Genomic DNA, 17,780 nt, shown 5'->3' with positions numbered 1-17,780 from the left:
CCGTGACATTCCACGGGGCCTCCCAAGGACTAGACGCGCTGACAGCCACTTTCGTTGATTCCTACTTCTCCTCGATCACCGCGATGGGATCGCCGTCGCGGACGACCTCACCCTCGGTGACCTTCAGCTCCACGATCGTGCCGGCCACCTCGGCTAGCACCGGGATCTCCATCTTCATCGACTCCAGGATGACCAGCGTGTCATCCGGACCGACCGTGTCCCCGGCCTTGGCAGTGATCTTCAGCACGTTCGCCACCAGCTCCGCGACCACTGTGTGACTCACGCGACTGCTCCTTTTCCGGGGACGCGGTCGATCCTAGACGCTCACGCCCTGGGCTTCGCAGCGACAGCAGCTGCAGCCGCCACCGGGTCCAGCCGGACAGTTGAATCCGGCTGGGTTCTTGGCCTCCGCCACACCGGTACCCCAGGTCAGCCAGCCCTGGCGTCCCGTGCCGTCGTTCTCGTTGATCACCACAGTGCTCGACAGCAGCCGGTCATCCGGCGCCAAACCCAGCGTTGTCCACGGAATGGCGATCTCGTACGTCGTGGTGTGGGCAGTCGCATCACGAACCACCTTGGCCTGGACGCCAGGCGGCGTACCGGCAAGGTCCACGGGTGACCAACGCCAGGTGTCCACGGTGCCCGCGTCGGTCAGTGCGGCGCCGATCTCCTGCGTTCTGGCCGCCTCACCGGGTGCACCGGCCGTCATGCCGATCTGCAGGCTGTCACCGGCCCAGATCGAGCCGTTAGACCTCAGGGTCGCCGGGCTCGATAGTTCGCCACCCGGGTCCGGCTGGCGCAGGTCGGCGTACAGAACTTCCGCGGCCGCCGCTCGGCCGGATTCACGTACACGCGCTCGCAATCCACGGCCGCACAAGAGCCGAGGGCTTTGAAGCCATGGCCGGCCGCGAAGCTCGCCAACCCGAGCGCGGTCGTCGCCGCCAGCCAGTCGGCCCACGAGGCGCCCGGCTTCGCCACGTGCAGATGCCACGGCGACCCGTCGTGATCAGACAAGTACGGGCGTACGGCGTACTCGGCGAGCAGTTCGTTGAGGAGGCGTGCAGCCTCGGCAGGGTCGGCGTGGAAGACGGGCCGGATCCGTTCCCGGACAGCATGGACGGCGGCCAGGTCGTTCTCGTCCAGCGTGATCGGCTCGGACTCACCATGCTCGAGCAGGAACGCACGGACGTCACCGGGTGTCGTCAACTGCTCGGGCTCGAGCGTCCGCGTGTTGACCAGGTCGACCGCGAGTCGAACCTGCCGGTCTGGCGTTTGAATCTCCACAACATCTCCTCTGCGTAACGCATTTGTTAGTGTAACGCGTAACTAGACTTTTTGCGTTACAGGGAGGCGTAGGTGTTCAGCTATTACCTGGCAGCGACCCTGGCCAGACTTGCTGACGAGATGGTCGCGTTCACGGTCGTCTTGCTTGTGCTGGAGCGTACGGACAGTCCAGCGCTGGCAGGCGTCACCGGAGCCGCGTACGCACTGCCGGCGGTTGTCACCGGACCGTTGCTCGGCGCTTGGCTGGACAGGACGCCGTACCGCCGTACCGCGCTCGCACTCAACCAGGCGGTGCTGGGCGTGGTCATGCTCAGTCTGCTGGCCGTGGTCGGCCACAGTGCGCACTGGATGACTCCAGCGCTCGCCGCCGTAGCCGGAGCGACTCTGCCGATGGTGAGCGGCGGCTTCACGAGCATGCTGCCGAGTCTGGTGCCTAAGGCTCAGTTGGCGCGCGCCAACTCCTTCGAGGCGGCGAGCTTCGGTGCAGCCACGATCACTGGCCCAGCTGCCGCGGCGACCATCGCCGCGACAGTCTCCGTGGAAGCGGCCGCGGTAGTCATCGCCGTAGCCGCCACACTCAGCGTCCTGGCCATCTCTCGTCTCCCCGCGCTGCCACCGACGCAGGCCGCCGCAGAGCCGTTCCTGCCATCGGTCCTCGGCGGTCTGGCTCACCTCGCCCGTACGCCGAGGCTGCGGGCATCCACGGTCACGACCACGATGGTCATGGGCGCGTCCGGCATCCTGCTGATCACACTGCCCCTGCACATGGCCTCGGTAGGCATGCCGAAGTCCGCAGCCGGCTACCTCTGGACTGCCCTGGAGATCGGCAGCGTCACCACAGCTCTCCTGCTCGGCCGCCTCCAAACCCGCTGGCGCCCCGAGTACGTCGTCATCGTCGCCGCAGGCGCATCCGGCCTCGCCATGACCACCTGGCCGCTCGCCACAAGCTTCGTCGTACTCCTGCTGCTCGCGGCCGCCACCGGCCTCGCCGAGGGCCCGATGCTCCCCGCCATGTTCGCCGCCCGCCAGCAGTACAGCCCCGAGTCCCTGCAGGGCCGGGTGAGCACCATCGCCGCCAGCCTCCGAGTAGGCACCTCAGCCCTATCCCAAGCCACCGCCGGCCTCCTCGTCCCGCTGATAGGCACTGATAAGGCCCTACTGGTCGTAGCCCTAACCCTCCTCACCGCCGCCGCACTCGGCGCTATCCCCACAAAGGTTCCCGCACATGCTTGAAGCCTGGGTCCACGGCTGGACCATCTCCCGCAACACCGCCGCTCCGGTGCGGATCCCCGCCGGCTACCGCATCGACGTAGGCCTCCCGGGTCACCTCGTGCGCTACGTCCTCCACCAGTACGACGCCGACCTCGTGAGCCGGCAGCACCAGCCGCACACCTGGCTGAAGATCCGAGGCGAGGTGCCTCTGGACAAGCCTTGGCAGGTCCAGCAGCTGGAGTACCTCATGACCACCGCCGCCCTGACTCCAGCCACACCTTCGTCGCGTGAAGTGGAGATAGTGCGACAAGGCAGCGTCATCGACGCCACCGTGAGAGCCGCCGATGGCACCGTGGCGGCTCGAGGCAAGGCGGCGCTGACCGGTGACTCCGCCATGTTCGACCAGATCGAGACCCACCCGCAGCACCGCCGCCGCGGGTTGGGCAGGACCGTTATGAGCGCCCTGTCAGCCGCAGCCCAGCACGCCGGCGCGACAACCGGCGTACTCGTGGCAACGGAGGACGGGCGCGCCCTCTACACAGCCCTGGGCTGGACCGTCGACGCTCCCATCACCGCAGCACGCCTTTGACACCTGCGGAGGTGGGGTTATCCCGAAGTGGATTCGGTGGAAAACCTGATGTTGGTGGGGCTTGTCCGGCACATACGGTCACCGCATGAAGATTCTGAGCGCCACCCTCGCCACCCTGATGTTTGCCTCCGGCACCAATTTCCCGTCGGCTCAGCTGGACCAGCTCGTCAGCGACCGCGCCGCGTCCGCCGCTCTGCTCGCCGTCGACGATTCCGAGGGCCGGCAGAGCGATGCCGCGGGCGACGCCGTGCCGTCCGGGTACTTCCGGATCGGCAGCGTCACCAAGACGTTCGTCGCCACGGTCGTGCTCCAGTTGGTCGATGAGGGACGGCTGTCACTCGACGACCCGATCGATCGCCACCTTCCAGGCCAGGTGCCGAACGGCGAGAACATCACGGTCCGTCAGGTCCTCAACCACCAGAGCGGCATCTACGACTACGCGCACGACGCCGGCTATTCGACCAACCGCTGGCGCGGCACCGAACGGTTCCGCCACTTCGAGCCCGGGGAACTACTGGCCGTCGCCTTCAGCCATCCGCCGTACTTCTCCCCAGGTCAGGGATGGCACTACTCGAACACCAACTACGTGATCGCGGGACTCCTGATCGAACGGCTCACCGATCACTCGTACGGCGCCGAGATCGCGCGACGGATCCTGCTGCCTCTCGGCCTCAGCCAGACGAGCGTCCCCGGCGACCGCCCCGGTCTGCCCAGGCCACATGCCCGCGGGTACGCGGAAGTCGACGGCAAGCTGGCCGATGCCACGCTGATGAATCCGTCGCTGGACTGGGCCGCGGGTGAGATGATCTCGACCACCCGCGACCTGAACCAGTTCTTCGACGCCCTCCTGGGCGGCCGATTGATCAGCCCCGCTGCGCTCGCCGAGATGCGGGGTTATGTCCCAGCGACCTCGCTCTTCGACTATGGCCTCGGACTCCAGCGGTTCCATCTGCCGTGCGGCAAGACCGTCGAGGGTCACAGCGGCGAATTGCTCGGCTACACGACTTATTCACTGCACGGAAGCGAGATCCAGGCCACCCTGTCGTACAACCCATTGCCGAGCGCCGACCCAGCCACCACCCTCATTTCGCTGTTCAGCACCATCTACTGCTGAGCAGACGTCAGTCAGTCGAGGATGACGGAGCGGGTGAGGCTGCGGGGCTGGTCGGGGTTGAGACCTAGGGCCAGGGACTTGGCGACGGCGACGCGCTGGGCGACCACGAGGGAGGCCATCGGGTCGATGGCGGGGTGGTGGATGATCGTGGCGCCGGTGGCGGTGACGTCGTCGAGCAGGCCCGCCGGGGGCTCGCCGAAGACCCAGACGCCGCGGCCGGGCTGGGCGATCGCGATCGGGCCGTGCCGGTAGTCCATCGCCGGGTACGCCTCCGTCCACGCTGACGCGGCCTCACGCTGCTTGAGGGCCGCCTCGTGCGCCAGGCCGACGGTCCACCGCGTGCCGACGTACGTGACCTGCTCCAGCTTGGACAGCTCGTCTACGTCGATGGTCAGCGCGGTCTCCGCGTCCGCGGCGGCCTGCTGGAGGTCCTCCCCCAGCGACGCGCGGAGCAGCGCCAGGGTGGTTGTGGCGAAGCGCGTCTGTACGACGGACTGCTCGTCGGCGAAGTCCAGCAGGATGGTCTGGTCGGCGAGCTCGACGATCGGCGAGTCCGCCGTAGCGGTGATCGCGACGGTCGGGAGGTCCGTACGGCGGATCAGCTCCAGCACCTCGGTCGTCGTACCGGACCTGCTGATCACGACTACGACGTCGTACGGGCGTCCGGCCGGGAACTCCGAGCCGGCGAACGCGTCGGTCTCGCCCTGGCCGAGGTCCTCGCGCAGAGCGGCGTACGCCATCGCCATGAACCAGGACGTGCCGCAGCCCACCGCCGCGACCCGTTGACCGGGCTTCGGCAATGCGCCACCGTACTGCGCGAAACGGTCCGCGACCTGTCGCCAGAGGGCTGGCTGAGTGGCGATCTCAGTACTCACGTATGGCGTCTGGGTCATGTCGTCTCCGCACTTGTCGTGGTCGAAACTGCTCGAACGTGATCGAATGGTGCCAACCAGCCGCCATCCGGCTGACCGATTGTGTGAAGGAGGAGCCCCGGGTGAAGCGTTATGAACGCCTGAACACCTTGCTCGAGTCGCTCGCCGAGAAAGGCGCCATCGACGTCGACGAGCTCGCCGAGCAGTTGCACGTGTCCGCGGCGACGATCCGGCGCGACCTGGACCACCTGGGCAAACAACAGCTCCTCACCCGGACCCGCGGCGGCGCGGTCGCCAACGCGGTGTCGTACGACCTGCCGCTGCGCTACAAGACTGCGCGTTTCGCGTCGGAAAAGCAGCGGATCGCGCAGGCCGCGGCCACCCTGGTCCGGCGCGGCATGGTGATCGGCATGAACGGCGGCACCACCATCTCCGAGGTGGCGCGGACGCTGGCGACCCGCCCGGAGCTGTCCGCCGAGCACGGCGAGCCCGCGTTCACCCTCGTCACCAACGCGCTGAACATCGCCAACGAGCTGATCGTCCGGCCGCACGTCAAGATGGTGCTCACCGGCGGCGTCGCCCGGCCGCAGTCGTACGAGATGATCGGGCCCCTGTCGCACCGGATCCTGGCCGACCTGTCGCTGGACATCGCGTTCATCGGCGTCGACGGGATCGACGAGACCGGCGCCACCGCGCACCACGAGGGCGAGGCGAACATCAACCAGCTGATCGTCAGCCGGGCCGCCAAGGTCGTCGTGGTCGCCGACTCGTCCAAGCTCGGGCAGCGCGCGTTCGCCCGGATCTGCGAGCTGAGCGAGATCGACACGCTCGTCACCGACGCCCAGGCCGACGAGTCCCAGCTGGGCATCTTCAAGGAAGCCGGCATCGACGTCATTCGCGCGTGAGCCTGCAGCACCGCACATTCGCGTACCTCCTCTCGAGAGATCAGTCTTGCCTGCTGAAGACGATCATATCTGATCCTTGGGGCGTAGTTATGAGCAAGAGTGCGCAGTCCCGGCGCGGGAGACACGGGAACGGGACTTCGTGCCGCTAGGCTTCGGATCAGCATGAGTAGCGCAGCGGCACAACCATGGCCAGAAACCTGGGAGGGCATCATCGCCACCGGCATCGACCCGACGTCCTGGGCGTACGCCGAGGACTACACCGGTGAGGACGAAGTCGTCACCGGTGCGCGGGCGAGCGCCCAGGACAGCGGCATCGCCGCGATCGGACCCGGTGCGGCCGCCGCGCTGAGCCTGCTCGCCGCCAGCGCGAGCGCGAAGGCGGTGGTCGAGATCGGCACCGGCACCGGCGTCTCCGGGCTGGCGCTGCTGCGCGGCATGCGCGCCGACGGCACCCTGACCACGGTCGACATCGACGCGGAGAACCAGCGGCTGGCCCGCAAGACGTTCCTCGACGCCGGCGTCCCATCGAACCGGTTCCGCCTGATCGCCGGCGCTGGGCTGGACGTCGTCACCCGGCTGACCGACGGCCACTACGACCTGGTGTTCTGCGACGCCGATCGGCGCGAGAACACGGCGTACCTGCACGAGGCCCTCCGCCTGCTCCGGCCCGGCGGCGTCGTCGCCTTCGCCGGCATCCTCACCGGCGGCCGCGTCGCCGACCCGGCCCACCGCGACCCCGACACCACCGCCTTGCGCGACCTCATCCGCGCCGTCCGCGACGACGACAACCTCGTCTCCGCCCTCCTCCCCACCTCCGAAGGCCTCCTCACCGCCGCCAAACGCCTGGCCTGAACGCGCCGCGGGTCCGACCTGACACAACTCCTGGGGACGCGGCACAGGCTATTACCTGGTCAAACCCCCGAGTCGGTGTGCCAAGCCCCGGTCAGCTCGTCAGGCGGGTGAGTTCGGCAGTGACGTCGTGCCAGGCTTCGGATTCGGGGTCTATGAGGTCGAAGTGGGCGGCGCCTTCTACTCGGTGGAGGCGGGCGGTGGGGTGGGCGGAGAAGTAGGACTCGGTGACGGTGATGGGGACGCGAGTGTCGGCGGTGCCGTGGACGAGAGACACCGGGGCGATCGAGGCGGGGAGGTGGACCGGGTCCAGGTCGTTGCGGACGCCACTGCCGATGAAGTCCTGTACGGCGCCCTCGTCGAGACCCAGCCGGTCCGCCATCAGCAGGTCGGCGACCGGCGCCAGCGCGATCACTCCACGCAGACGGACCGGGTTGAGCGTCGTGGCCGCCCAGAGGGCAAGCTGGCCGCCCGCGGAGTGGCCCATCAGTACGTAGCCCGCGTGGACGTCGGCCAGGTCGGGCAGCCGGTCGATCGCCGTACGGATGTCGTCGGTGGTGGCGTCCGGGTCGCCGGGCTCGCGGCGGTACTCCAGCGACAGGACCGGCCAGCCGAGGTCGGACAGTGCCTCACCGAGCGGCCGGGCGTGCATCCGGTCGAACTCCGGCCGCCAGAACCCGCCGTGGATGAAGACCACCAGCGGCCGGTACTCCTTGGCGTGCCAGTAGTCGATCACCTGATCCGGATGGTCGCCGTACCGGAGTTCCTCGTCAGGCTCACGCGCTTCGCGCGAAAGTACCGATCGGTCTTCCTTCATCAGACCTCCCGAGGCTGCGCCGAACCAAGAAAATGCAAGGCGTTGGTCTCCAGCAGCTTGTGCTGCTGGTCCGCGGTCAGGAAGCCGGCCTTCCGTACCACCTCCCCGACCGGCCGTTCACCCAGTGGATAGGGATAGTCACTGCCGACCAGAACGCGGTCTTCCCCCAAGGTATCCACAAGTAGCCGTAAAGATGCAGATCCGAACACCACCGTGTCGACGAGGAACCGATCCAGATAGTACGACGGTGGATGCTCAGAGCAACCACGTACGACGTCCCCACGCCGGTGCCAGGCGTTCTCCAGCCGGCCCAGCCAGAACGCGAAACTCCCGCCTCCATGGGCGAAACAGATCCGCAAAGACCGCGGCAGCGCGTCGAACGCACCGCCGAGGATCATTGCCAGCAGCGACAAATGCGTCTCGGCCGGCATCCCGGTCAGCCAGCGGGCCATCCAGCGGTCCAGCCGCGGACCGCCCGGCATGTCCCACGGATGCACGAGAACCGGCGTACCGGTCTCCGCACAGTGGTTGAGGAAAGCAACGATGCCGGCGTCGTCGAGGTCCTTGTCGCCGACATGGTTGCCGATCTCGACACCGACGTGTCCGGCGGCCAGGCAACGATCGAGCTCGGCACACGCGGCGTCCGGATCCTGCAGTGGAACCTGGCAGAACGGGACGAAACGGTTGTCACCGGCAAGCGTCGCCAGGGTGAGATCGTTGAAGATGCGCGCGACCTTCACCGCCTGGTCCGCCGGTCGCTCGTACCCAAAGAACACCGGTGTCGGAGACACCACCTGGAGATCGATGCCGTCGGCATCCATGTCGGCACGCCGCACGGCCGGATCCCACGTCTGCGGGCCGATGGGGCGGAACTCCGCCACGCCGACCATGATCATGGCGGACCGCTCGGAGTCGATCCGCAGCCACGGCCAGCCGGAGCCGCCGCACGCTACCGAGAGATCCGGCCAGCCCTTCGGCACCAGGTGCGTGTGAACATCAACCGTCATCCGCCACCCCTCCCACCACCGCGCCGTTTGGTTGGTTCACCCACCTCGTTGTGGGTTCCCCGCCCGCATGCAGGGGGCGAACCCACCATTTGGTGGGTGAACCCATCAAATGGCAACGGTCATGAGGCCTTGCCGGGGTGCACCGTGCCGCACTTGGGGCAGGTCCGCGCTTCTTCGCTTTCGTAGAAGGCGTTGAACACCGGTGGCAGGTCGGCGACGATGTCGGTCACCTGGAGCTCGACCTCGTGCACGACGCCGTTGCAGTTGGCGCAGTACCAGCGGAACTTCTCCAGCGTGCCCTGCTCGCGGACTCGTTCGATCACCAGGCCGATCGAGTCGGCGTCGCGCTGCGGCGAGTGCGGCATGTTCCGCGGCAGCACCCACATCTCGCCCTCGTTGATGTCCACCCGGGCCGGCCCGTCGTCAGTCATCACGTCGACGTGCATGGTGCCCTTGATCTGGTAGAAGAACTCCTCGTACGGGTCGACGTGGAAGTCGGTGCGCTGGTTCGGCCCGCCGACCACCATGGTGATGAAGTCGTCCCCGGTCGGGAACATCTGCTTGTTGCCGACCGGCGGCTTCAGCAGATGCTTGTTCTCCTCGATCCACTCCGGAAAGTTCGTCGACTCCAAGTTGACCATCACTGACTCCTTTGCGGGATCGCCGCTACGGCCTGTATCTCGATCAGCAGCTGGGGATGCGGCAGCTGATGTACTGCGACAGTCGTCCGAGCCGGCCCTGACTCGTCGAAAAACTCGGCATATACCTCGTTATAGCCCCCGAAGTCGTTCATCGACACCAGGTACGTCGTCACACTGACCAAATCCTCGAGCCCAGCCCCCACCGCCCCGAGAATGTCCCGAATATTCTCCAGCACCGCCCGAGTCTGCTCCCGAATATCCAACGAGACGGTCCCCAGCGAATCCACCGAAGCCCCCGCGATCGAGTTGTCCACCCGTCGGCTGGACGTCCCCGACACAAACGCAAACCCACCCGCCACCTTCACATGCGGAAACCGCCCCCGCGGCACCGCCTTCCCAGGCACCACGGTCATGTCAGCTCCACGCAGACGTTGGTGGGTTCGGAGTAGAAGTCCAGGGAGTGTCTGCCGCCTTCGCGGCCTACGCCGGAGAGTTTCATGCCGCCGAAGGGGGTGCGGAGGTCGCGGAGGAACCAGGTGTTGATCCAGACGATGCCTACGTCGAGGGCGGTGCCGGCGCGGTGGGCTCGGCTGACGTCGCGGGTCCAGACGGTGGCGGCGAGGCCGTAGTCGGAGTTGTTGGCCAGGGCAAACGCTTCCTCTTCGGTGTCGAAGGGGGCAATGTGGCAGATCGGGCCGAAGATCTCTTCGGTGTTCGTACGCGCGTCCGCAGCAAGAGCAGTCACCACGGTTGGTTGCACGTAGCAACCGCCGTCGCGGGCGTCGCCAAAAGACGGTACGCCGCCACCGGTCAGGACGTCAGCACCTTCGCGCCGGGCCAGGTCGTAGTACGAGAGAACTTTGTCGCGGTGCTGCTTCGAGATCAGCGGCATGTTCATCGTCGCCTCGTCGGCGGGCCAGCCGTAGGTCAGCTCCGAGGCGCGCTGGGACAAGCGAGCGCAGAATTCGTCGAAGATCGGCCGCTCGACGTAGAGGCGTTCGGTGCACAGGCAGACCTGCCCACCGTTGGTGAAGACCGACCGCACCGATCCCTCGACCGCGGCGTCCAACGAGCAGTCGGCGAAGATCAGACCGGCGTTCTTCCCGCCGAGCTCGAAGGACAGCGCCTTGACCCGATCCGCGGCCGCCTTCGCGATCGCCGTACCCGTGGCGGATTCGCCCGTGAACGTGATCGCGTCGACCCCTGGATGCCGGGTGAGGTACTCCCCCGCCGACGACGGGCCGAAGCCGTGGACCAGGTTGAAGACCCCAGGCGGTACGCCGGCCTCAGCCATCACCTCGGCCAAGACTGTCGCCGATGCCGGGGTTTCCTCGGACGGCTTCACCACGACAGCGTTGCCGCAGGCAAGCGCCGGGGCGACTTTCCAGGTCAGCAACAGCAGCGGCAGGTTCCACGGGACGATGATCGCGACCACACCGACGGGCTTGCGTACGGCGTAGTTCAGCGCCCGGCGGCCATCCGGCAGGACCGTCGTGTAGGACTCCGTCGACGCGGTCGTCGCGAAGTCCGCGAAAGCCCGGAAGTTGGCCGCACCGCGCGGGATGTCGAGCGTCCGCGCCTGGCTGATCGACTTGCCGGTGTCACCGACCTCGGCTGCCACCAGGTCGTCGAACCGCCGCTCGAGCACGTCCGCGACCCGCCGCAGTACGACGGCCCGCTCCTGCTCGCTCATCCGGCCCCACGGGCCCTTCAACGCCGCCCGAGCAGCCTGCACCGCCGCGTCGACAGTCTCAGCGGACGCCTCACACACGTCGAAGATCTGCTCACCCGTCACCGGGCTCAGCTTCGCGAAGGTCGACTGGCCCGAGACGAACGAGCCGTCGACGAAGTTGCGCAACAACCCGACCGAGCGCGGTTGCCCGGTCAGCAGCTCCGGTGTCCAAAGGCTCATGGCCGCCTCCAAACCCGCCAAGCGGCGGCGAGTACGCAGGCCGCGGCCGCTACCGATGCCCCGAGTGCCTGATGCTGGCGACGTACCCGGCGCTGGACTTCGGCGTACGGCGTCGTGGAAAACGACACCAGCTCATAGCGCGAAACGTAGGTCCCCGGCAGCAGGCGCTCCAGAAAGTGCTCGATCTGCTTGGTCAGCCGGAAGACCGGCGACGCGACCTTGTCCCGCATCTCGACGAAGTTGGCCAGCGCCATCTCCGCGATCGCCTCGGTGTTCTCCCGCCGGCGCGCCTCGAACAGCCGCAGCGCCCGGGCCCACGAGCCGCCGGTGTCGTCCAGGCATCGATCCAGCTCGACCACGTCCTCGAAGGCGCAGTTCGCGCCCTGCCCGTAGAACGGGACGATCGCATGGGCGGCGTCCCCGAGCAGCGCCGTCCGCCCATGCGCCTGCCACGGCAACGTGTGCACGGTGCCCAGTACGCCGACCGGGTTGTTCAGGTAGTCGTCCACCAAATCCGGCGCCAACGGCAACAAATCTGGATAGTGCTCGGCAAAGTAGGCAGAGACCTCTGCTCCGGTTGTCAGAGCATCGAAAGATCCGGCAGGCCAGAAAAGCGTGCAAGTAAAGGACTTGTCCGGGTTGGGCAACGCGATCATCATCGACGTACCCCGCGGCCAGATGTGCAACGCGCCTGGATCCAACGCGAATTCCCCATCCACAGCAGGGATCGAGAGCTCTTTGTAGCCGTAGTCAAGGAAATCGACGTCCTCGGCAACGATGCCCTCGGCAAGCAATTGCTCCCGTACGGCGGACCCGGCTCCGTCGGCGCCCAGCACCACGTCCGCCGACACCGACACCTTCCCCGACGGCGTCGCGAACACCATTCGCCCGGACGCGGAGTCCAGCTCCACCAGCCGATGCTCGAAGACCACCGACACCCCAGGCGCGGCCGACGCCGCGGAGAGCAGCGCGTTGTTCAGCGCACTCCGGCTGATCGAGTTGATCGCCCGATCACCGGAGGCCGCGTACGGCTGAAAATCCAGCGGCCCCGAGACCGGATGGATCATCCGCCCCTTCATCGGCAGCGCGTCCGCCATCACCTGGTCGACCAGCCCGATCCGCCGCAACGCGTCCAGCCCGCGCTCCGAGATCGCCAGGTTGATCGACCGCCCGCGCTCGACCTGCCCGACCCGCGGATCCGCCCGCCGCTCGTACACCGAAACCGACAGCCCACGACGGGCCAGGAAACACGCGAGCAGGCTCCCGGTCAGCCCTGCTCCGACGATCGCGACCTTCATGACGCCGGCACCGCCTCGGCCAGCGCGGTCGCCGCACGCCAGCAGTCGTGGTACGTCGAATACAGCGGCACCGGCGCGAGCCGCAGTACGTCGGGTTCCCGGGCGTCGGCGATCACGCCGTACTCGAACCGCAGTCGCGAAGCCAGCTCCCCGGCCTTCAAGCCCTCGATCCGCAGCGACAACTGCGCACCCCGCCGCGCAGGATCCGACGGCGTGATCACCCGCAGCGGAAGCGCGGACAGCAAACCAGCCAGGTACGACGTCAGCCGCACACTGCGCTCGCGCAACACCCCGATGCCGATCTTGTCGAAGATCTCCAGCGACGTCCGCACCGGGCTCATCGAGAAGATCGGCGGATTCGACACCTGCCACGCGTCCGCCGACACCGGCGGCCGCGACTCCGGCCGCATCTCGAACCGCGTCGCCGCCTCCGTGCTCCACCACCCCTCGAACCGCGGCACATCGCCACCCAGATGCCGCTCGTGAACGAAGGCCCCGGCCAGCGCACCCGGCCCCGAGTTCAGGTACTTGTAAGAGCACCAAGCGGCGAAATCGACGTCCCAGTCATGCAACGACAGCGGCACGTTCCCGGCCGCGTGCGCGAGATCCCAGCCCACCACAGCACCCGCCGCATGCCCGGCCGCGGTGATCGTCGGGATGTCCATCAGCTCACCGGTCAGGTAGTTGACGCCGCCGAGGAGAACCAACGCGACGTCACCACCGAGCTGCTCGACCACGTCCGCCGTACGCAGGCAGTCCTCGCCCGGTCGCGGCCGGAGGCGGATGATCGCGTCCTCGGCGTCGTACCCGTGGAAACGAGCCTGCGAGCGTACGGCGTAACTGTCCGACGGGAAGGCCGAGTCCTCGATCACGATCCGGTGCCGCGAACGGGTCGGGCGGTAGAACGAGACCATCAGCAGGTGCAGATTGACCGTGAGCGAGTTCATCACCACGGTCTCGCTGGGCAGCGCACCGACCAGCCGAGCAGCGGGCCCGGTCAACAGTTCGTGGTACGGCAGCCACGGGCGCGCGGCGTCCAGATGCCCCTCGACGCCCAGGGCAGCCCACGCATCGAGGTCCTCGAGCAGCTCGGTCCGGGTCGCGCGCGGCCGCAGCCCGAGCGAGTTGCCCGCGAAGTACGCGACCTCCGGATAGTCGCCGCCCTGCGCAGGCGGTACGTCGAAGAGCTCCCGATGCCCAGGATCTCCGGCATCGAGCTCCAGAGCCTCGGCCTCGCTCACGCCTCGGCGACCTCGCCCTTCGCCTCGGCAGACTCGGCGACCCCGGCACCCGCGGCCCCGGCATCCGCGACCTCGGCAGACTCGGCGACCTTGGTGGCCTCGCCGGCCGTCTCGCCGCGACCCGGCTCGATCAGGTGACCCTTGCCGAGCACGGTGACGCCGCCCTTGGACACGGTGAAGCCGCGCTCGCGGTCGAGGTCCGGGTCGACGCCGATCTCGACGCCGTCCGGGACGACCACGTTCTTGTCCAGGATGACGTTCTTCAGCACCACGTTCGCGCCGATCTTGCAGTTGTCCATGATCACCGAGCGCTCGATCGTGGCGCCCGAGCTGACGATCACGTTCGAGCCGATCACCGAATGGTCCACACAGGCGCCGGAGACGATCGAGCCCTGGCAGACGATCGACTCGCCGACGGTCGCGTTGTCGGTGAACTTCGCGCCCGGCAGCTGCGGGTGCGAGGTGAAGATCGGCCAGTCGTTGTTGTAGAGGTTGAACACCGGCTGGATCGACACCAGGTCCATGTGCGCCTCGTGGTAGGAGTCCAGCGAGCCGACGTCACGCCAGTACGAGCGATCGCGGTCCAGCGCGCCGGGGACGTCGTTCTCCTTGAAGTCGTAGACCCCGGCCTTGCCCTCGGCAACCAGCATCGGGACGATGTCGCCGCCCATGTCGTGCCGGGAGGCCGGGTTGGCCGCGTCCTTGCGGAGCGCGTCGACCAGCACGTCGGCGCTGAAGACGTAGTTGCCCATCGAGGCGAACGTCTCGTCCGGCGAGTCGGGCAGCCCCGGCGGGTCGGCCGGCTTCTCCAGGAACTCCTCGATCGTGTGCCCGTTCGCGGCGGTCTTGATCACGCCGAACTCGGTCGCCTCGACCCGCGGCACCCGGATCCCGGCCACGGTCACGCCGTTGCCGCGCTCGATATGCGCCGCGACCATCTGGGAGGCGTCCATCCGGTACACGTGGTCGGCACCGAACACCACGATGATGTCGGGCTTGAAGTCGTCGATCAGGTTCATCGACTGGTAGATCGCGTCCGCGCTGCCCTGGTACCACTGCGGGCCGAGCCGCTGCTGGGCGGGCACGCAACTGACGAAGTTGCCGAGCAGGGTGGACATCCGCCAGGTGATGGTGACGTGCCGGTCCAGCGAGTGCGACTTGTACTGCGTCAGCACGAACAGGTTGCGATACCCGGCATTGACCAGGTTGGACAGCACGAAGTCGATCAAGCGATAACTGCCCCCGAACGGCACGGCCGGTTTGGCCCGGTCCGCCGTCAGCGGCATCAACCGCTTGCCCTCGCCACCGGCCAGCACGATTCCGAGAACTCTGGGCGCCTTTGCCATGTCCGCACCTTAGTCCGGGACGCCCCGCTGCATAAGCCGTTGCGGGTGTCGCGACACTGTAAAGATGCCGATGCTCACTGAACCTACCGTTGCCGTTCACCGTTCGTTCCTTGCTGCCTGGGACGAACTGGGGCCGGACGACGACCACTGGATGGGGGTGCACGCGTACGGCGACGGCGAGCAGAACTGGAGCCGCGAGCAGGCGGAGGACCCGGCCGAGTTCGCCCGGCTGGTCGAGGCGGTCAAGCGGGATGCGGAGCCGGACACCGCCCTGCCGCCGGACATCGTGCACCAGACCACGCTCTGGTTCGTCGACGGAGACGAGTGGCTCGGCCGGCTGGCGATCCGCCACCGGCTCACCCCGGCCCTCACGGAGCTCGGCGGCCACATCGGGTACGTCGTACGCCCGTCGGCGCGGCGGCGGGGTTACGCGACCCAGATGCTGGCCCAGTCCCTCCCGGTCGCGGCCGGCCTGGGCATCGACCCGGCCCTGCTCACCTGCGACACCGACAACGTCGCCTCCCGCCGCGTGATCGAGTCCGCCGGCGGCGAACTGGAGGACGAACGACACGGAAAGCTCCGCTTCTGGGTACCGACACACGTGGCGTAATGTCCTAGGGTCGGGAGCTATGAAGGTCGCCATCCTGACGCGTGAGTTTCCTCCGGACGTGTACGGCGGGGCGGGGGTGCACGTGGACTTCCTGGTCGGCGAGCTGCGCCGGCTGATCGACGTGGACGTGCACTGCATGGGCGAGCCACGCCTCGGCGCGACCGCACACTCCGAGGACGATCCACGCATCCCGACGGCCAACGCGGCGCTGCGGATCCTCTCCACCGACCTCACCATGACCGCCGCGGTCGGCGACGCGCAGGTCGTCCACTCCCACACCTGGTACGCCAACATGGCCGGCCACTGGGCCAAGCTCCTGTACGACGTCCCGCACGTCGTGACGGCCCACTCGCTGGAGCCGCGCCGCCCGTGGAAGGCGGAGCAGCTCGGCGGCGGCTACCGGCTCTCCAGTTGGGCCGAGCGTACGGCGTACGAGGCGGCCGACGCCGTGGTCGCGGTGAGCCGCGGGATGCGAGACGACGTACTGGACTGCTACCCGTCCATCGACCCGGCCAAGGTTCACGTGATCTCGAACGGGATCGACGCCGACTTCTACCGCCCGGACCCGGGTACGCACGTACTCGAGCGCCTCGGGGTCGACCTGAACCGCCCGTACGTGACCTTCGTCGGCCGGATCACCCGGCAGAAGGGCGTCCCGCACCTGCTGCGGGCCGGGCTGCGACTGGACCCATCGGTCCAATTGGTCCTGCTCGCCGGCGCGGCCGACACGGTCGAGCTGAAGGCGGAGACCGACGCGCTCATCGACGACCTCAAGGCCGCCCGTGACGGCGTGTTCGTGGTCTCCGAGATGCTGCCGCGCGAGGAGGTCCGGCAGGTGCTGACGCACGCGCTCGCGTTCTGCTGCCCGTCGATCTACGAGCCGCTCGGCATCGTCAACCTGGAGGCGATGGCGTGCGAGACCGCCGTCGTCGCCAGCGCGGTCGGCGGTATCCCCGAGGTGGTCGACGACGGCGTGACCGGGACGCTGGTCCGGTATGACGAGAACGACATCGACACGTTCGAGCGCGACCTGGCCGCGGGGATCAATGACCTGGTCGACAACCCGGCCAAGGCCGAGGCGATGGGCAAGGCCGGTCGCGAACGTGCCGTCTCCCAGTTCGGCTGGGACGCGGTCGCCGACCGCACCGTGAAGCTCTACAACTCTCTGGTCGGCTGAGGCGCTGTCAGGCTGCCCAGCAGGGCCAGCTTCTCCGCATCGGGGCTTCCGGGAACCGCGTGGAAGACGACCAGCGTCAGGCCGTCCGTGCCAGGAATCGGCAGCTTGTCGGACCGGAGGTCGATGTTGCCGACCTCCGGGTGGTTGAGCGGTTTGAGGCGACCACGCCGCGGCCGTACGTCGTGCCGCGCCCACAACTGCCGGAACCGCGCACTCCGGACGGACAGCTCTCCGACCAGCTCCATCAGCCGCGGGTCGTCGACGTCCGCTCCGACCTCGGCACGAAGGGCCGCGACGCCGTCCTCGGTGAGGTTCTCCCAGTCACGGCGGAGCTGCCGTTCGGCTGGATCGAGGAAGATCGCGCGGAGCAGGTTCGCCCCGACCCGGTAGTTCGGCGTCAGTGCCGTCGCCAGGGCGTTGACCGCGAGTACGTCGGTGTACTTGTTCTGCACGTACGCCGGGTTGTTCGGCCAGCCGTCGATCAGCTCCAGGATGCTGTCCGGCACCTCGGCCGGCTTGGGCTTCGGCGCGTTGTGCGACCGCTCCTGGGCCAGTCCGATCAGGTAGTCCGTGGTGTCCGCGTCCAGGCGCAGTACCTCGGCCAGCGCGTCGAGGACCTGGACCGAGGGGTTGCGGTCGCGGCCCTGCTCCAGCCGCAGGTAGTAGTCCGAGCTGATACCGGCCAGCATTGCGACCTCTTCGCGCCGCAGCCCCGGCACCCGCCGCAGCCCGACGCGCCGGATTCCGACCTCCTCCGGCTGGACCTGTTCACGGCGGGCGCGGAGAAACTCACCGAGAGGGTTGTCCATGGGTTTCTCCTATGTCAAGCCGCAGCCGGGAGGCTGGTTGTAGGTCGGCTGTGATGGTCGTTGGTGAGGTGGTTGAAGACGGTGCGTGCGAGGCGTC

General features: G+C 67.8%; 19 protein-coding genes and 1 pseudogene. 7 read left to right on the top strand and 13 right to left on the bottom strand.

The window, feature by feature from the left end; genetic code table 11:
• Positions 1–61: 61 nt before the first annotated feature.
• The 3 genes from EV646_RS22380 to EV646_RS22370 are packed head-to-tail and all read right to left on the bottom strand — an operon-like array spanning position 62 to position 1,284.
• Complete coding sequence (locus EV646_RS22380) at positions 62–283, bottom strand: biotin/lipoyl-binding carrier protein (RefSeq protein WP_132151645.1); 222 nt, start codon at positions 281–283, stop codon at positions 62–64.
• A gap of 33 nt (positions 284–316) precedes the next feature.
• Positions 317–709, bottom strand: a complete 393-nt coding sequence (locus EV646_RS22375) for a DOMON domain-containing protein (RefSeq protein ID WP_132151643.1) — start codon at positions 707–709, stop codon at positions 317–319.
• A gap of 44 nt (positions 710–753) precedes the next feature.
• Positions 754–1,284 (bottom strand): ABATE domain-containing protein, encoded by a 531-nt coding sequence (locus tag EV646_RS22370; RefSeq protein WP_132151641.1) that lies wholly within the window; start codon positions 1,282–1,284, stop codon positions 754–756.
• A 72-nt stretch (positions 1,285–1,356) separates the two neighbouring features.
• Here EV646_RS22370 and EV646_RS22365 point away from each other — a divergent pair, with 72 nt between their 5' ends.
• The 3 genes from EV646_RS22365 to EV646_RS22355 all read left to right on the top strand — a co-directional run bounded on the left by EV646_RS22365 (position 1,357) and on the right by EV646_RS22355 (position 4,199).
• Positions 1,357–2,517, top strand: a complete 1,161-nt coding sequence (locus EV646_RS22365) for an MFS transporter (RefSeq protein WP_241996252.1) — start codon at positions 1,357–1,359, stop codon at positions 2,515–2,517.
• Positions 2,510–3,085 (top strand): GNAT family N-acetyltransferase, encoded by a 576-nt coding sequence (locus tag EV646_RS22360; RefSeq protein ID WP_132151639.1) that lies wholly within the window; start codon positions 2,510–2,512, stop codon positions 3,083–3,085. Before EV646_RS22365 ends, EV646_RS22360 begins: the two co-directional genes overlap by 8 nt.
• Before the next feature lie 85 nt (positions 3,086–3,170).
• Complete coding sequence (locus EV646_RS22355; protein ID WP_132151637.1) at positions 3,171–4,199, top strand: serine hydrolase domain-containing protein; 1,029 nt, start codon at positions 3,171–3,173, stop codon at positions 4,197–4,199.
• Between the two features lie 11 nt (positions 4,200–4,210).
• Here the strand turns inward: EV646_RS22355 and EV646_RS22350 are convergent, their stop codons facing one another.
• Entirely contained in the window at positions 4,211–5,092 is an 882-nt protein-coding gene (locus EV646_RS22350; RefSeq protein WP_132151635.1) for an SIS domain-containing protein, read from the bottom strand.
• A gap of 101 nt (positions 5,093–5,193) precedes the next feature.
• Here EV646_RS22350 and EV646_RS22345 point away from each other — a divergent pair, with 101 nt between their 5' ends.
• Entirely contained in the window at positions 5,194–5,976 is a 783-nt protein-coding gene (locus EV646_RS22345; protein ID WP_132151633.1) for a DeoR/GlpR family DNA-binding transcription regulator, read from the top strand.
• Between the two features lie 162 nt (positions 5,977–6,138).
• Positions 6,139–6,828, top strand: a complete 690-nt coding sequence (locus EV646_RS22340; protein ID WP_132151631.1) for an O-methyltransferase — start codon at positions 6,139–6,141, stop codon at positions 6,826–6,828.
• Between the two features lie 91 nt (positions 6,829–6,919).
• Here the strand turns inward: EV646_RS22340 and EV646_RS22335 are convergent, their stop codons facing one another.
• The 8 genes and pseudogenes from EV646_RS22335 to glgC form a co-directional block, all read right to left on the bottom strand.
• Positions 6,920–7,642, bottom strand: coding sequence for an alpha/beta hydrolase family protein (locus EV646_RS22335; RefSeq protein WP_132151629.1), 723 nt, complete (start codon positions 7,640–7,642; stop codon positions 6,920–6,922).
• Entirely contained in the window at positions 7,642–8,649 is a 1,008-nt protein-coding gene (locus tag EV646_RS22330) for an amidohydrolase family protein (RefSeq protein WP_132151627.1), read from the bottom strand. The genes EV646_RS22335 and EV646_RS22330 overlap by 1 nt, the downstream gene beginning before the upstream one ends.
• Positions 8,650–8,768: 119 nt before the next feature.
• Positions 8,769–9,290: a 3-hydroxyanthranilate 3,4-dioxygenase gene (locus EV646_RS22325; RefSeq protein ID WP_132151625.1), complete on the bottom strand. Its 522-nt coding sequence runs from the start codon at positions 9,288–9,290 to the stop codon at positions 8,769–8,771.
• Positions 9,290–9,703 (bottom strand): RidA family protein, encoded by a 414-nt coding sequence (locus EV646_RS22320; protein ID WP_132151623.1) that lies wholly within the window; start codon positions 9,701–9,703, stop codon positions 9,290–9,292. The genes EV646_RS22325 and EV646_RS22320 overlap by 1 nt, the downstream gene beginning before the upstream one ends.
• Complete coding sequence (locus EV646_RS22315) at positions 9,700–11,202, bottom strand: 2-hydroxymuconic semialdehyde dehydrogenase (protein WP_132151621.1); 1,503 nt, start codon at positions 11,200–11,202, stop codon at positions 9,700–9,702. Before EV646_RS22315 ends, EV646_RS22320 begins: the two co-directional genes overlap by 4 nt.
• Positions 11,199–12,500 (bottom strand): FAD-dependent oxidoreductase, encoded by a 1,302-nt coding sequence (locus EV646_RS22310; RefSeq protein WP_132151619.1) that lies wholly within the window; start codon positions 12,498–12,500, stop codon positions 11,199–11,201. The genes EV646_RS22315 and EV646_RS22310 overlap by 4 nt, the downstream gene beginning before the upstream one ends.
• Positions 12,497–13,741: a kynureninase gene (gene kynU, locus EV646_RS22305; protein WP_132151617.1), complete on the bottom strand. Its 1,245-nt coding sequence runs from the start codon at positions 13,739–13,741 to the stop codon at positions 12,497–12,499. Before kynU ends, EV646_RS22310 begins: the two co-directional genes overlap by 4 nt.
• 137 nt (positions 13,742–13,878) lie before the next feature.
• Positions 13,879–15,087 (bottom strand): annotated as a pseudogene (glgC, locus tag EV646_RS22300) (glucose-1-phosphate adenylyltransferase); the annotation flags it as partial.
• A 70-nt stretch (positions 15,088–15,157) separates the two neighbouring features.
• On the opposite strand from glgC, the gene EV646_RS22295 reads away from it, so the two are divergent.
• Positions 15,158–15,697 carry a GNAT family N-acetyltransferase gene (locus EV646_RS22295; RefSeq protein ID WP_241996251.1) on the top strand — a complete coding sequence of 180 codons (540 nt, stop codon included), beginning with the start codon at positions 15,158–15,160 and terminating at the stop codon, positions 15,695–15,697.
• Between the two features lie 19 nt (positions 15,698–15,716).
• Positions 15,717–16,874, top strand: a complete 1,158-nt coding sequence (gene glgA / locus EV646_RS22290; protein ID WP_132151613.1) for a glycogen synthase — start codon at positions 15,717–15,719, stop codon at positions 16,872–16,874.
• On the opposite strand, the gene EV646_RS22285 is transcribed toward glgA, so the two are convergent.
• On the bottom strand, positions 16,853–17,683 hold the full coding sequence (locus tag EV646_RS22285) for a helix-turn-helix domain-containing protein (RefSeq protein WP_132151611.1): 831 nt from the start codon (positions 17,681–17,683) through the stop codon (positions 16,853–16,855). The two genes, glgA and EV646_RS22285, sit on opposite strands and share 22 nt — an antisense overlap.
• Positions 17,684–17,780: the final 97 nt, after the last annotated feature.

It is taken from the genome of Kribbella antiqua, from assembly GCF_004345665.1.
Lineage (GTDB): Bacteria > Actinomycetota > Actinomycetes > Propionibacteriales > Kribbellaceae > Kribbella > Kribbella antiqua.
Note: the sequence above shows the minus strand (reverse complement) of the source record. Positions and strands in the feature narration are given on the sequence as shown.